This window comes from Scytonema millei VB511283, assembly GCF_000817735.3.
Classification (GTDB): Bacteria; Cyanobacteriota; Cyanobacteriia; order Cyanobacteriales; family Chroococcidiopsidaceae; genus Chroococcidiopsis; species Chroococcidiopsis millei_B.
This window is the reverse complement of the sequence record NZ_JTJC03000006.1, coordinates 45101-60373: the sequence shown is the minus strand read 5'-3', so window position 1 is coordinate 60373 and position 15273 is coordinate 45101. Positions and strand designations below refer to the sequence as shown.

General features: G+C 44.1%; 14 protein-coding genes. 6 read left to right on the top strand and 8 right to left on the bottom strand.

The window, feature by feature from the left end; genetic code table 11:
• Positions 1–4: 4 nt before the first annotated feature.
• Positions 5–631, bottom strand: coding sequence for an NUDIX hydrolase (locus QH73_RS19725; protein ID WP_039714118.1), 627 nt, complete (start codon positions 629–631; stop codon positions 5–7).
• A gap of 211 nt (positions 632–842) precedes the next feature.
• Between QH73_RS19725 and QH73_RS19720 the strand changes: the two genes are divergently transcribed.
• Together QH73_RS19720 and QH73_RS19715 are read left to right on the top strand one after the other, a co-directional pair.
• Positions 843–1982: a phosphotransferase enzyme family protein gene (locus QH73_RS19720; protein WP_039714119.1), complete on the top strand. Its 1140-nt coding sequence runs from the start codon at positions 843–845 to the stop codon at positions 1980–1982.
• Positions 1979–2518, top strand: a complete 540-nt coding sequence (locus tag QH73_RS19715) for a DOMON-like domain-containing protein (RefSeq protein ID WP_039714120.1) — start codon at positions 1979–1981, stop codon at positions 2516–2518. Before QH73_RS19720 ends, QH73_RS19715 begins: the two co-directional genes overlap by 4 nt.
• Before the next feature lie 66 nt (positions 2519–2584).
• Here the strand turns inward: QH73_RS19715 and QH73_RS19710 are convergent, their stop codons facing one another.
• Both QH73_RS19710 and QH73_RS19705 read right to left on the bottom strand, forming a co-directional pair.
• Positions 2585–3271: a helix-turn-helix domain-containing protein gene (locus tag QH73_RS19710; protein WP_236147101.1), complete on the bottom strand. Its 687-nt coding sequence runs from the start codon at positions 3269–3271 to the stop codon at positions 2585–2587.
• 22 nt (positions 3272–3293) lie between these two features.
• Positions 3294–4232 (bottom strand): DNA adenine methylase, encoded by a 939-nt coding sequence (locus QH73_RS19705; protein ID WP_039714121.1) that lies wholly within the window; start codon positions 4230–4232, stop codon positions 3294–3296.
• A 149-nt stretch (positions 4233–4381) separates the two neighbouring features.
• Between QH73_RS19705 and QH73_RS19700 the strand changes: the two genes are divergently transcribed.
• Entirely contained in the window at positions 4382–5938 is a 1557-nt protein-coding gene (locus QH73_RS19700; protein ID WP_039714655.1) for a metallophosphoesterase family protein, read from the top strand.
• 90 nt (positions 5939–6028) lie between these two features.
• Here QH73_RS19700 and QH73_RS19695 read toward each other — a convergent pair whose 3' ends face one another.
• From QH73_RS19695 to QH73_RS19685, 3 genes are all read right to left on the bottom strand, one after another.
• Positions 6029–6979, bottom strand: coding sequence for an alpha-E domain-containing protein (locus QH73_RS19695; RefSeq protein ID WP_039714122.1), 951 nt, complete (start codon positions 6977–6979; stop codon positions 6029–6031).
• Between the two features lie 155 nt (positions 6980–7134).
• Positions 7135–8568, bottom strand: coding sequence for a circularly permuted type 2 ATP-grasp protein (locus QH73_RS19690; protein WP_039714123.1), 1434 nt, complete (start codon positions 8566–8568; stop codon positions 7135–7137).
• Positions 8569–8833: 265 nt separating this feature from the next.
• On the bottom strand, positions 8834–9214 hold the full coding sequence (locus QH73_RS19685) for a DUF1636 domain-containing protein (RefSeq protein WP_039714124.1): 381 nt from the start codon (positions 9212–9214) through the stop codon (positions 8834–8836).
• Positions 9215–9285: 71 nt separating this feature from the next.
• Between QH73_RS19685 and QH73_RS19680 the strand changes: the two genes are divergently transcribed.
• Positions 9286–9510, top strand: a complete 225-nt coding sequence (locus tag QH73_RS19680) for a CAB/ELIP/HLIP family chlorophyll-binding protein (RefSeq protein ID WP_039714125.1) — start codon at positions 9286–9288, stop codon at positions 9508–9510.
• A 176-nt stretch (positions 9511–9686) separates the two neighbouring features.
• On the opposite strand, the gene QH73_RS19675 is transcribed toward QH73_RS19680, so the two are convergent.
• Both QH73_RS19675 and QH73_RS19670 read right to left on the bottom strand, forming a co-directional pair.
• The gene (locus QH73_RS19675; protein WP_039714126.1) at positions 9687–11723 is read right to left on the bottom strand and encodes a primary-amine oxidase; all 2037 of its coding nucleotides are present in this window, start codon (positions 11721–11723) and stop codon (positions 9687–9689) included.
• Positions 11724–11759: 36 nt separating this feature from the next.
• The gene (locus tag QH73_RS19670) at positions 11760–12992 is read right to left on the bottom strand and encodes an LbetaH domain-containing protein (protein ID WP_236147100.1); all 1233 of its coding nucleotides are present in this window, start codon (positions 12990–12992) and stop codon (positions 11760–11762) included.
• Positions 12993–13201: 209 nt separating this feature from the next.
• Between QH73_RS19670 and QH73_RS19665 the strand changes: the two genes are divergently transcribed.
• Positions 13202–13351, top strand: a complete 150-nt coding sequence (locus tag QH73_RS19665) for a hypothetical protein (protein WP_165587743.1) — start codon at positions 13202–13204, stop codon at positions 13349–13351.
• Positions 13352–13598: 247 nt separating this feature from the next.
• Entirely contained in the window at positions 13599–15230 is a 1632-nt protein-coding gene (locus tag QH73_RS19660; protein ID WP_039714127.1) for an alpha-D-glucose phosphate-specific phosphoglucomutase, read from the top strand.
• Positions 15231–15273 lie beyond the last annotated feature (43 nt).

Genomic DNA, 15273 nt, shown 5'->3' with positions numbered 1-15273 from the left:
AATTTCAATCAAAATAAGTCGGTAAATCTGGATGGCGGTGGTAGTGAAAAATTCTAGTAATCTGAGTAGGCATTACCCGTGTCAGAGACAATGGGGGAATTTCATCTTCGCCAAAAAAGGCTACCTCATCAGTTTCAATACTAGAAGCTGGAGAACCACCAATGAGTTCGCACAAGAAATGTAACTTGTAAACAGCATAAGGGAAAGGTGGATGTCCCTGTTTATCGCGATCGTAAACAGCGAGTAATTTGACGGCGCGGGTGAGATATCCCGATTCTTCCTGAACTTCGCGCACCACGACTTCACTTGGAGAGTTACCAATGTCAGCATAACCTCCTGGTAGCGACCAGCAACCATCTACTTTTTCCTTTACCAGTAATAATTTATCTTCCTGAAAAACCGCTGCCCGCACGTCTACTTTTGGAGTAGCATAACCAACCTCTTGAGAAAATAAGTCGAGAACGTAGCTAGATTCGACATGACTATAGGTTGCCATAATCTCCGCCGCGATCGCCCGGAGGGATTTGTAACGTTCTTTGTCAAACACTCCTTCGGTATAAGTCAAACCAGTTTGCGCGATCGCCTCTAGCTTTTTTGCCCATTCCAGCCATTTGTATTCAGGGGAACCCATAATCTTACCTGTATTGGGTTAGTAGTTTTTGAGTGACTAGTCACCAGCCACCAGCCACTAGCCACTGATAACTGACATTGCAAAGTTTAGTAAAAGCTACCCGCTTCAGCCTATAGATAGATGCATAATATCCGGTTGTCAGCTTGTCTTAGTGCAAGGCAAATGGTGTGATTCGACCGATCGGCGAAACGCACCTACAATCGGAACACATATGATAAAAGAGATCGATCTAAAAAGCAAAACTATAGATAGCTTGGTGGCGATCGCCAACCAATTTAACGTACCAGGTCAAATTACAGATATTCAAGGTTTTGGTAACGGCAATATCAACGATACTTTTCTCGTCACGCTGAAGAACTCAACTCAAAAACACGTTATTCTACAACGCATTAACACGCATGTATTTCGTCAGCCAGAACTGGTAATGCAGAATATGCGCGTCTTTACCGACCATGCGACCCAGCGCTTGCATGATTGGAATAGCGATCGCCGTTGGGAAATACCGAGTGTCATTCTAACGCAGGATCATCGGGAATATTGGGTGACTGCTGAAGGAGCATTCTGGCGGGCAATTAGCTTTATCGAAGCCGCACAATCTTTTGACATTATTACAGATAGCGATCGCGCTAGAGAGGCTGGTTGCGCCCTTGGTGCGTTCCACAACCTGATTAACGATTTACCCCCTGAAAAGCTAGCCGTCACGTTAGAAGGATTTCACATTACACCGCGCTACCTTCAGCAATTTGATGCAGCGCTGGCAAAATATGACAAAAACACATCTCCTGAAATAGATTTCTGCTTGCAGTTTATTCAGACTCGGAGAAATTGGGTAAGCGTTTTAGAAGATGCAAAAGCAAAGGGAGAATTACCTTTGCGTTTAATGCACGGCGATCCCAAAATTAACAACGTCTTATTTGACAATAATACCGGGCGAGCCGTCAGTGTTATCGATCTCGATACGCTCATGCCTGGTTTAATTCACTACGATATCGGTGATTGCCTGCGATCGAGTTGTAATTTTTTGGGTGAAGAAACTCAACAATGGCAAGAAGTACGCTTTGAAACGGAATTTGCTCAAGCTATTTTACAGGGCTATGTTTCACAAGCAAAAGATTTTTTAACTGAAAAAGATTACGAATATATATACGACTCAATTCGGCTTTTGGCTTTTGAATTAGGATTGCGTTTTTTTACCGACTATTTAGTAGGTAACGTTCATTTTTCTAAGGTAAAATATGTAGAACACAATCTCATTAGAGCGCTAGTGCAATTTCAACTTACCCAAAGTATTGAAACTCAAGAGTCAACTATTTGCGCGATCGTGCGAGATTTAAAACGAGATTTACAATGAGCGATCGCACTTTTTTCCTCAAGCCTTTTCCTTCACAAACTCCAGCGCCTCAGATCGAAATCTCAGGTAGTGTAGATCGGCAGTTCAATCGACTTTCCATTCAATATCAAATTTTAGGACAGTTGGCAGAATTAGCCATTCCAGCCGTAACAGATTCGCCTACTCGTAAAGATGAATTATGGCAACAAACGTGCTTAGAGTTCTTTCTAGGAATTGAAGGTTCTCCTCAATATTGGGAATTTAATCTCTCGCCTACTGGTGATTGGAATATTTATTATTTTGAAGATTATCGTCAAGGAATGCAACCAGAAGCAGCCTTCACGTCACTACCATTTGTCGTGCATAATCGACCGAATTATTTGTTATTAAACCTCGAACTCAATTTAGATAAAGTTGTAGAAATAGAGCAGAAAATAGAAATTGCGATCGCGTCTGTAGTTCAGTCAAAAGCTGGTGAAATGACATATTGGGCATTAACTCATTGCGGTACGCAAGCTGACTTTCATCTGCGCGATAGTTTTGCGATCGAATTGTGAAAATGGAAACGATTAATAGAGAGTACGAAATCAATGATTTTGAGCTTTGTTAATTCAGAGAAATAATTACCGATTTTCATTATTTTGAGTAATTCCTCGTTCGATAATTTCCTTAATAAATTCAGGAATTTCTTTATTCAATTCGACAGCTTGTTGCTTTAGATTTTCGTATATATTAATTTCTTCTTCCTGCCACATCAGATCTATTCTCCTTACTTGTCGCATGGCGATATGTGTATAGTTTTCTGGATAAGCCCAGTAACATGATAAGCAGATAGATTTGTCTTTAATACTCTTCCAATTTTCACAATGTTCGCACGACCAAGACTTTGCTCGGTTAGCGGAGCCACAAAGCAACATAAAGCGTTCAGATGAAAGTTCCGGTTCTCCATCAATTTCAAAAGGAATACGATGATCGATCTGCAATTCACGTTTATCTACTTGTTCTAAATAAATGAAACACTTACAGCCATAACTCTTAATCAGTTCATCCTTTAGCTGCTTCGATAAACCAGTTCTACCAGAAAATCTAGAAAACCGAGCCTTGTTAACATCTCCAAATCTATAAGCAGCAATCCTTCTACCGTCGCTTCCTGTAACCCAGAAAGTGTCAAGGGGAATTCCACGTTCTCGAACATCTCTTGCTGCTCTTGGAGGATGATTATAGCCGTATACGTTCTTAAGTTCTTCCGTAGTTACAAAACCATGTTGCAAAATGTGATTAATAACAGCTTTTGGTCTTTTTGCAGTCACTGACTAACATAGCTGAATGAAATCATAGGGTAGTGGCTGAGAACTGTCCATGCATTTCTAATAGAGTAAGCTGTTTATGCGTCCTGCTAATATAGCTCTCTATTCCTGAAATGTAATTGCCAAGTAAAGATGGCGACAAATATAAAGACTCTATTGTTATTTCGTCTCTGCCCAACAGTGTTGCTTGAGACGATCGCCCAACCTCAATTTCAATTTTTTTTAACCCTAGTTCTTCAGGGAGCGAGTTGCCAAAAGTTTTGTTCCCTCGTTTACCGTCGTAGCTAACTACAAACGCTACTTCTTTCTGGTTGAGATCTGTAAGAGAAAGAACAAAATCATTAAAACTGATTCCAGCAAAATATCTTGAATCGCGATCGCCGCACACACCTTGATAAGGCGGATCTATGTAGACGAAATCACTTTGTCTAACTTCAGCTAGTACGTCTTTATAATCCCAACAGGTGAATTTGCACTTATTTTTCAGCAGTTGAGATACGCCTTCTATATTTTTTCTCATCTTGTCAGGCTGAGTTCCCTTTCGCCTTTTATCAGGGCTTTGGTTAAAAAAACCTTCAGAGTTATACCGTACAGCCCCTTTTACGCATCGAGCTAACAAATAGAGAAAAAGTTGCGGCTCATTAGTCTTATTAAACTGCTCTCTAACTTGATAGTAATGCCCTACAGAATCGCTATGCTGTTCGTTCCATATATCTGTATAAGCAGTTGCTATTTCTTCAGGGGTTTCTACGATCGCCTGTAGTAATTTAACTAGCGGTTGATTTAAGTCATTGATCCAAAAATTTTGAGAAATTTTCTTAGAAGAGGCTGCAATACTAATTGCAGCCGTTCCGGCAAACGGCTCAACCAGCCTATGTACAGTTTCAGGTAGAAATTTCAAAATCTCTGAAGCAAGATTTCTTTTACTGCCTTGATATTGAACCGGATGAGGAAGGCTAACCATTTTATATAGAACACATGTTCTCAATCAGCATACCATAAAGACTAAGACGGCTAATGACTTACCAAATTCCCATATTGATAGATGTCCTACAACTAGACCTACAATTACGATTGTTGTGGTTTGTAGTTGAGCATCCAGAGGTAGCAGCCTTGAAACTCGTGTCCGATCCCGCGATCGCTGACAAAATTAGCAGAATGAAGGAACGAGTGCGCTGGCAAGATCCTGTCATTCAGCGCCGAGGAATTGACCAAACTCGGCTGGTGCTGGAAGACGAACGAGCGGACGATCCAGAGTTTTCGTTTCTGGTTATAGGCGATACTGGCACTGGTTCGCACCGATATAATAATCCCCAACGCGAGGTAGCTGGACTATTACAGCCGCATCTTGCCGACAGTAGTTTTATGCTACATACAGGCGATGTGATTTATCTAGTTGGATCGAGCGAGTTCTACCTGGATAATTTCATCAAGCCTTATCGAGAGTTTTTAGTCGGTGGCGAAAACCCCAAAGCGATCGCCTACGACCAAATGACCTTTAGCCGACCCATCTTACCAGTTCTGGGGAATCACGATTATTACAACTTGCCATTACTATTTGGCGCGATCTCTTTGACAACCTTGCCCGTGCGCCGTCTGCTTAAATTTAGAAGAGACTTTGATGTAGGTTGGCACGGATCGAAACAGGGTGATGCTTATGCACGGGCATTTCTGGATTATCTTAAAGCATTGAAGTTACCAGGTGAATTAGATCGCCACTTAAATAAGCACTACACGGCGAAAACGGATACGGGTTATTGCTTGCGCTACGAACCCGGGCATTTTACTCGCTTGCCCAATCGCTACTATACTTTTCGCTATGGCGGAATCGATTTCTTTGCTTTAGATTCCAACACGTTTAACGACCCGCTACCAATATCAACCACCCCAGAAGGAGAAGCACGTCGTCAGCAGGTATTACAACGCCGCGATCGCCTCGAACAAGAAAAGCTAGAAATTCTTGACGCAGCGGATAAACTGAATCCCGACGATCCCGACGATGCAGAACAATTGGACGATTTGCAAGTCAAACTGTCCCAGATTGAAGAAATTATCGTCGATCTCGAAAAGCAGTTAGATACTAACAAAACAGTAGTGACCGATACCGAACAACTCGATTGGTTGCAACAGCGATTGATTGAATCGTGGCATACAGATGAGGTACGGGGAAGAGTGCTTTACTTTCATCATCCCCCCTACGTGACTGAGGCAACGAAATGGCATCAAGCACAAACTCTGGCAATTCGCGATCGCTTGCGTAGCGTACTCAACGGCGTGGCTGAGGCTGTGGGTTCTCTTCCCCAAGGTCGTCCCATTGTCGATTTGGTTTTAAACGGTCACGCGCACTGTTTAGAATACCTAAAAACTACAGACACGGGACACGCTGACTCCAATATCAATTGGATTGTTTGTGGTGGAAGCGGGTACAGCTTGCGCCGCCAGCGTGAAGAAGGGACAGATTTAATAGAAGGAGAAGAAGAAAAGTTAGTAGCGCGATCGCATCTTTTTATCGGTCGCAACGGTTACGCTACTGAAAAGCGTCGTCCCTACACTTGTTTGCGGATTGACGTGCAAGATGGTTGTCCCCCCAAATTTGTTATCCGTCCTTTTGTTACCGAACGATATCAAAAGCGGTGGCACAGATACGCGATCGAGCCTTTTACGATTTGAATGGGATAGCGAGGAGTGAGGAGCGAGGCGATCGCGCTTGCCAAGGGTTATGCTAAAAATTCAACTCTATGATTCACTACTTGCTACTCGTTAAACAGGATCGACCGCTACAAAAGTTGTAAAAATCTTGTCACCCACATCATTAATTTGATGCTGAATGCGATCGAGAAATTCATGCAGTCCAATATTGACAATTTCCTCAATCGTGATGTATTCCAATTCAGATCGCGATCGACCGAGCGCGCGTTCGGCGGGGTTTTGCCAAGTACCGATGGGAGTTCCAGTAATTTGATGTAGCGATTGCTCTGCTTGGAGTAAGCAAAATTGAATCGAACGGGGAAATTCGCGGTTGAGAATCAAAAATTCCGCTACAGCTGTAGGCGCAATCCGATGTCGTCCCCATTTACGATACATCTCATAAGCACTCGCAGATTTTAACAGTGCTATCCATTGCAACTGGTCTAGAGTCGTCCCCACATCTTTAGCTGAAGGTAGCAAAATATAGTATTTTACATCTAAAATTCGAGCAGTTTTATCAGCCCGTTCTAATAAACGTCCAATTTGTCCGAAATGCCAACCTTCGTTGTGAGTCATGGTTGCATTCATCACCCCAGCAAACAAGTGACTGGCTAGCTTGACTTCAGCAAAAAAATTCGACCATTCAGGGACGGTATGAGATTGAGCCGCTTCTTTAACCATGAAATAAAATGCATTCACCCGTTCCCACATTTCCGAAGAAATAATTTCCCGGATCGATCGCGCGTTCTCTCTGGCAGCAAACAAGCAAGAAGCGATCGAATTAGGATATTCGCGATCGAAAGTCAAGAACTGAATCACATTTTCTGCGGTCGCTTCACCGTAGCGTTCTTGAAATAACGATAAATCTCCTGTAGTCAAAATCAAAGGTTTCCACTGCTGCGCTTCTCCAGTAGGAGCGTCCAACAATAGAGTTAAATTCACATCAATAAAACGAGCAACATTTTCTGCCCTTTCTACATAACGATTTAACCAGTAAATTGAATCAGCAACTCTGCTTAGCATAATCAGTTATCAGTTATCAGTTATCAGTTAGCAGTTAGCAGTTATCAGTTAGCAGTTGTCAGCCAACCGTCTTCACGTAGCTTGCTTCCCCGAAGGGGTAGTGTAGCGCAGGTTTACCGTCAACCGTCAACCGTCAACCGTCAACAAATGACAACTCATTTACACACCACCCAAGTATCCTTACTACCACCACCCTGGGAGGAGTTTACGACTAAGGAACCTCTTCTGAGGGCGACGCGGGTTAGTCCGCCTGGGTTAACATAGATGTCTTTGCCGTAGAGGATATACGGTCGCAAGTCTACGTGACAACCTTCAAATTGATTTTCCAGAAGAGTAGGCACGCGAGACAAACACAAAGTTGGTTGGGCGATGTAGTTGCGCGGACTAGCCTTAATTTTCTCGGCAAATTCTTGTCTTTGTTCTGGAGTAGCAGAAGAACCAATCAGCATTCCGTAACCACCAGATTCATTCGCGGCTTTGACAACTAACTTATCGAGATTTGCCAAAACATGAGCTTGTTGATTTGGTTCCCAACAAAGGTATGTAGGAACATTAGATAAAATCGGTTCTTCGCCTAAATAGTAACGAATCATGGCTGGAACGTAAGCGTAGATGACTTTATCATCGGCTACACCAGTTCCTAGTGCGTTAGCCAGCCCAACTCTACCCGCACGATAGACTTCCATTAGTCCAGGTATGCCTAACAATGAATCAGGACGAAATGCTAATGGATCGATAAAATCGTCGTCAATCCGGCGATAAACGGCATCAACGCGCTTTAAGCCTTTGGTAGTTCGCATTTGTAGGTAGCCATCCGCCACTACCAAGTCTCGTCCTTCTACCAACTCCACACCCATCTGCTGCGCCAAGAAGGAATGCTCGAAGTAAGCTGAGTTATAAATTCCTGGTGTTAAAACAACTACCGTTGGATCGTAGAGTTGAGGAGGAGCTAGGTTGAGTAAAGTTTCTAATAAATGACTGGGGTATTCTTCAACGGGCTGAATTGTCATCGACTCAAAGACCTTGGGAAAAGTGCTTTTCATGACGCGACGATTTTCCAGTACGTAGGAAACGCCAGAGGGACAGCGCATATTATCTTCTAACACGTACCAGCGACCATCGCGATCGCGCACTAGGTCGGTTCCGGTAATATGACACCAGATCCCACCAGGTGGTTTGAGTCCAATACAAGGCTTTAAAAATCCCGTAGCCGATTCGATTAACTCAGTCGGAATCACGCTATCTCGTATAATTTTCTGTTCGTTATAAATATCGTTAATAAACAAATTCAGGGCAAAGATCCGTTGCTTCAGTCCCTTTTCTAGAGACTGCCATTCCTCGGCTGAGACAATGCGGGGAATGATGTCAAAGGGAAAAATCCTTTCTGTACCTTCACCCTCACTGTAGACATTAAAGGTGACTCCCATGTTCATCAAAGCAATTTGCGCTGCTTGATGTCGCCGTTGTAATTCTCCTGCTGGGAGAGAATTAATTCTTTCTAGCAGTGGAATTGCCTCCGCACGAGGTTTATCTTTAGCGACGAATAGCTCGTCGTAAAAGTCTCCTGGTTCGTAATTGTCGAATCGCACAATAGAAAGGGTAGGGGTAAGGGGAAAAGTCGTAATTTGTAAGTCGTAAGTCGTAAGTCAGAAGTTGCTGACGACTTGCTACTTTTTAGCGATCGCAGTTTGTCTGTCGTTAATGTTGAATTACCTTACCAAATAGAATATCGATCGCATTTCAACTGTAGTTTTGACTACAAAATCAATGATTAATTGATAGTTGACAGATGGCGGGTGGATAGTGGCGCTTTGGCTGGAGTAAGACCAGCCTCAGAATTCAAAACCACGCAGTTCACATGGTAATTGGCGGAATTCGCGCTACAATACCTTTTTTTAGTGGTTCCGGTCGCTCCGACCAAGGCAGCAGACCGTCGCTCTTAGCATAATATTTGCTGGCACAGTCGAGTATGGCAGCAGCACTATCTTCAGCGGGTATTGTCCCAAATACATAAGTACACTTTCCTGCTGCCGCAAACGTCACAACGCAGGGAGAGTTACACGCACTCATGCACTCCACTGCTTGTAAAGAAAATTCTGGTGCGAGTTGCCACTCTTCGTAAAGTTGGGTTAAGCGATCGAACAGGATTTGACCGCCACTCACTCCCACTCGTTTACCGTCCTGCCAAGTACTGGCGCAGGTTGTACAGACAAAGACCGTGTGTTTCTCGTTCATAAATGTTGCAAAACTTAATAAATTTTGTTAAGTTTGTTTAAGACAAAGTAACAAATAGAAAAAACAATCTCATGACACGCTCTGGATATATTACTTCACCTGGCGAAGGCGAAAAGCTCAACAATTTCGCAGTCGAACCCAAAATGTATGTAGATGAAACCCCTCGCATTGGCTTTACTGAGTATGCCGAACTACTCAACGGGCGGTTAGCAGCGATTGGTTTTGTGGCTTTGATTGTCATGGAAGTATTGACAGGTCACGGTATTTTTGGGTATTTAGCTGCTTTAGGACAATAGATATTCGTACCTCAGATGCAATGCAAGAGGTAATTTAAGGTTGCTAGATATAGCAGGGAGCAGGGAGCAGAGAAAAAAACTTGGCTAATATTGCTCGTAGACAATTGAAATGTCCCGAATCTATCCGCTCTCTGTTATAAAGGTGAGAAATTGCTAGCAACCCATAATTATTCACTTTAGGAAGAGTGTTTGACCGGTGTTGATTCTGGTAGGTAGATCGCAGGGTTGCGCGTGAAGAATCCTACAGGCATCAACTTAAAACCAGCATGGTGAACGGGCATAACGGGCCAGTCTTCAGGGCGAGGAACGTGGGTAGTACCGAACGTGTACCAAGCTACCAAGTCTTGACCTATAAGCGGCTCATCATTCGCAACAAGGGTAGGTAATCCCCGTTGGGAGTTGCTTTGGTTGGGGTATTCTCCTCCAGCGTGAAGTTCTTTAGGTTTATACTTAGTCACCCAGAAATGGTGAGTAGCGAAGCCCGCGCGATCGCGAATTGTCGCATCTTGGCTGGGGAAAAAGACTGTATTTCCAGATGGCATTAACATGTAACTTGTGAGTGCGCCGAGTTGATTTTTGCGAGTCGTACTGGCGATCGCCCATTCTCGGTGTTCTGCTATATTTAAATCCCGAACGGCGCTTTTCTCCGATCTTAAGGGTACGTGTTTGGCAACAAATGCATTCCCTTGAGGATTATTCGCATTAGCGGGTAGGGATTGAACCGTCATTTCCATCGGCATGTTTGCTTCGCCGTCTACATCCAGGTCTAAGCGAAAGTTAAAAAAGTGCTGGTGATTGACACCGACAATATTTTTGGCGATTAACTTGCCGTAGGTATCTCGATTTGTAGTGGTGACAGAATCCGAGCCTTGAGCTAAAACAAGTCCGTGCAAATCAATCCGCACGTCTAACGATCCGTCTTGGTGAAAGATCCAGTTGATGGCATAGTCGTAATTACCGATTGTTGCTGTCGTTGTGACGATGAGCTGGCGATCGCGTCGGACATCCTTGCGTTCGGATCTATAATCGTAGTGCTTCCACAATACGCCATCATCTTTCTCGTAGATCCCGATAACATCAGGCATGACATAAGGTTTCCCCTGCGAGTCTGCTAGCACTGCATCTAGCAATACCCCATTTTCTGGAACTTCCTTACCTCGTTCCTGGGTATTACTTAGCGTACCGAAATTGTATTCTCCGATATCAAAGGCATTGCGAAACGACCACTGCGGATTGGGATCGCCATAGGGAACGACCATTTCAGATAAACTGGCACGATACATGAGCGGACGAAATTTGCGACCGTCTTCATGCTGCACTTGGTAAAGGATCAAGCCATCCCGTGGATGCATCATGTAGCGGAATTTCCACCCTTGCCAACTCACTTCATTACCATTGAGTTTGAAGGTGTGACCGTTTGGTTGCAAAACTTTGAGTAACTTGGCTGCCGTTCTCAGGGGAACGAGCGATCGCGAATCGTAGTCCCAATTTTCCTGGGAGAGAGCTACGACACCTGTATCGCTAAAACTAACCAGTTTTTTAGCATTGAGATCGACAGTTGCAACGACTCCCTCTATCGGCGTGCCGTAATAGTTCCAGCGATCGCCTTTGAAGTAAGATAACGTTCTACACAGACGCGCCCCACTTGACTTTTCTGCTTCAGATACCAGCCCTACTGCCCAACCTTCAACGACAACTTGTTTGAAGTCAGTAATGCCTCGCTTCCTCATAGCTGCTTGCCAACGGGGATCGGCTTTGGTGACTGCCGCTGCTATTTCATATTCTGGTCCCATGATGGCTGGCTGCACGCCAGGAATCTCTTGCCAGGATGACAAAACCGCAGCCTTAGTTTTCGGTTTTAAAGTTACAACAGCTTCGTAGGTTTTGTTTTGAGAGCGATCGTAAACCACGGTAAAAACTTCGCGTTTGAAGGGTTGCCCTGGCTGGAAATTCAAGACTTCTGTTTTATCTGGTTCGTTCAGAGCAATGATGGGAAAGTTAATTTCCCGTTGGGGTATTTTCTGTTTAATGACTGCAACTGCTGCTGTAATCTCTTTTGCCGTTAATGCATCGAGCGGATGAGTAGGGGTGACGATTCGAGCTAGAGAGATCCGCATCGAACCAATGGCGATCGCAAATACGATGAGCGTGGCTATGGATAACCAAAATTGCTTTCGCCACTGCGAGAATAACTGGGAAAGAATTTGCAACATAGGACAATTTCTGCGCTGTCAGATTTGCAGCCTTGGCTATCGCACTAAGGCATCTGCTTGCTTTTGGGTGGTGATAATAGCGCGATCGGGAACTTTGACACCGTTTTGCAGCGTTACGTCCACCACAATAGCCTCGCTACCAATTGTCACATCGTTACCAACTTTAGAGCGAAATAATACAGTATCATCTCCAATTGTGAGATTATCTCCAACTTCGAGAGGTCCGTGAAAAACAATGTTATCGCTCGTATCTAAGTTTTTACCGATACGGATGCTCGTACCTCTGAGCGCATGAAACGTGACTCGATCCTCAACTTGAGCATTCTCCCCAATAATAATTGGCGTGCCTTCATCAGCACGAATTGAAGTTCTCTGTCCCACGGTGCTATTATTGCCAAGCCTGACATCTCCAACGATGCGAGCAAACTCATCAAGTTTCACATTCTGACCGATCGTGGGTTTGACTGGTTTCGGATTCCAAGATGTTTTTGGGGCTGTACTTACACCTGTTACAGCATCAAATCCTGCTTCTTCGTATAGGTGGCTGTAGTTTTCAGCAAACTCGACATTGACTTCTAATACTTCTTCTTGGAACTTAGAATTAGCTTCTGTTTTGAGTGGGAGAGCATCAGCCTGCGCTTGAGTTGTAATAACTGCCCCAATTGGGACTAGGCGGTTTTTGCCAATCCGCACGTTTGACAGAATCGCACCATGCAGTACAAAAGCGCCATCTTCTAACACTACGTTGCGCAAGCGAGTATGAAAACCAATAAAAGTGAAGTTGCCAATTTGTGAATTCTCAATATTTGCTTGATGAGCAATACTCACTCGTTCGCCAGTACTACTTGATTTTGCCCCACAAGCACTTGGGGGAGCCGTATTTCTACGGAGGGCTAGAAATAAAATATTGTCTTGAAAATTAGTGCGATCGCCAATACAAATGCGAGTGTTAGGTTCCGCTCGGATGATAGTGTTACTAGCAATAAAAACTTTACGACCGATCGAAACATCACCGAAAAACTCATCTAACGGACTAATAAAGCTAGAGTTAACTACGATTTTAAATGGTTCAAATAAACTGGTCGAACCCTGAGACTGAGCATTAAAAACAATCGTTCTTAGTGTAAAAATAATAACAATTAGACTGAGGAACACGAAAAGATTCAACCTACTTTTAGCATTCTTTAGCATAGATTCTTTACCAAAAACTATGGCAAATTGTGTATTTAGAAGCTTACCTTGAAGTTCTAAGGTTGAATAGTTCGTCATAATAATAATACAAGATGCGATTTATCAAAATAACAACTTTTATAGCGGGTCTATTTGAGTTGTGAACCACTCTTTGGGAGTGTCATTTGTCATTTGTCATAGCCTACGGGAAGGGCTTCGCCCTATGTCATTTGTGAAAGCACAAATAGCAGGTAATAGACAGATAGAAGGTATTTCACAATTGGTTTAGACAGGCTATATTTGGATTTATGTCTTTAATAGTAGATTTAATAGCAGTTCTCGATTGCGTGCGCGACATCCGTAGGGACGCACAGCCGTGCGCCCCTACAGTCATGTGTTTTATCCAATTGCAAACTGCTTTCATCGCACCACACAATCCGCAATTCGCAATTCACTGATAACTGGTCAGGAGTCACTGGTCAGGAGTCACTGATAACTGATAACTGATAACTGATAACTGACTTGAGAGTGATGGCAAGGGAGGATGGTAATGTGAAAATAGCGCCAGACATATTGCGATTCCAAGCAGAGTGTCATAGCGCTAAGTGCAGTAATGAATGTAGATCGAAAATTCAAAATAGCGCGATCGCCCTTTTTGAGAAGTTTACAGTTGCAAACGCTCGGTCAGGAACAATAACCTATTCCATGAATATCCTTGAAGTCTCCACTACTCCCTTTACCGACCAGAAGCCAGGTACTTCTGGTTTGCGAAAAGCGGTCAAAGTGTTTCAGCAACCCCACTATTTAGAAAACTTCGTCCAATCCATCTTCGATAGTCTCGAAGGTTGTCAGGGACAAACTTTAGCTTTGGGTGGTGACGGTCGTTACTACAACAGAAAAGCGATCCAAATTATTTTGAAAATGGCTGCTGCGAATGGTTTTAGCCGGATCAAGGTCGGACATCGCGGTATTCTCTCTACTCCTGCTACTTCCTGTATTATTCGCCAATACAAAACTTTGGGGGGAATTATTCTCTCTGCCAGCCATAACCCAGGTGGGGTAGATGGGGACTTTGGCGTAAAATATAACACTGGCAATGGTGGACCCGCACCGGAAAAGGTGACTGAGGCAATCTACGCCCGTAGTAAAACAATCGATCGCTACAAAATTCTAGATGCGCCAGATATAGATTTAGACACGTTAGGCGAGTCTCGTTTGGGAGAGATGACGGTTGAAGTTATCGACTCAGTTCAAGACTACCAAAAACTAATGGAGTCGCTATTTGATTTCGATCGCATTCGTCAATTTCTCACCTCTGGCAAACGCATCTGCATTGATTCCATGCACGCAGTCACGGGTCCCTATGCCCGGGCAATTTTCGAGCAAAGCTTGGGCGCACCGCAAGGTACGGTAGTCAACGGTACGCCTTTAGAAGATTTTGGCGGCGGACACCCAGACCCGAATTTAGTTTATGCCCACGATCTCGTAGAAATTCTGTTTGGAGACAATGCACCTGACTTTGGTGCGGCTTCCGATGGAGATGGCGATCGCAATATGATCTTGGGCAAGCATTTCTTCGTCACCCCTAGCGATAGTTTAGCAGTGCTGACAGCCAACGCTAAATTGGTCCCTGGTTATGCTTCAGGAATTGCTGGAGTTGCCAGATCTATGCCCACAAGTCAAGCAGCGGATCGCGTGGCGGCTAAGTTGGGGATCGATTGTTACGAAACTCCGACGGGATGGAAGTTTTTCGGCAATCTCCTCGATGCAGGCAAAGCAACCTTGTGCGGGGAAGAGAGTTTTGGTACGGGTTCCAACCACATTCGCGAAAAAGATGGGCTGTGGGCGGTGTTATTTTGGTTGAATATCCTTGCCGTGCGCCAACAATCGGTAGAACAAATCGTCCGCGAACACTGGCAGACATACGGACGTAATTATTACTCGCGCCACGACTATGAAGGAGTAGATAGCGATCGCGCCAACACCTTAATGGAAAAGTTGCGTTCCGTTGTCCCCACACTCAAAGGAAAGCGGTACGGGCAATATGAAGTCGAATATGGAGATGATTTCAGCTACACCGACCCAATTGATGGTAGTATCAGCAGCAAACAAGGCGTGCGGATTGGTTTTGTTGACGGTTCTCGGATCGTCTTCCGCCTTTCCGGTACGGGAACCCAAGGAGCAACATTGCGGGTTTACTTTGAAAGCTATGAAGGTGACTCTAGCAAACAAGATCTAGAGGTACAACAAGCGCTAGCCGAACCAATTGCGATCGCTCAGGAAGTTGCTCAAATCCGCGAACATACTGGAATGTCAAAACCGACGGTAATAACTTAATCAGTTATCAGTTGTCAGTTATCAGTTATCGTAAGCCGTAAGC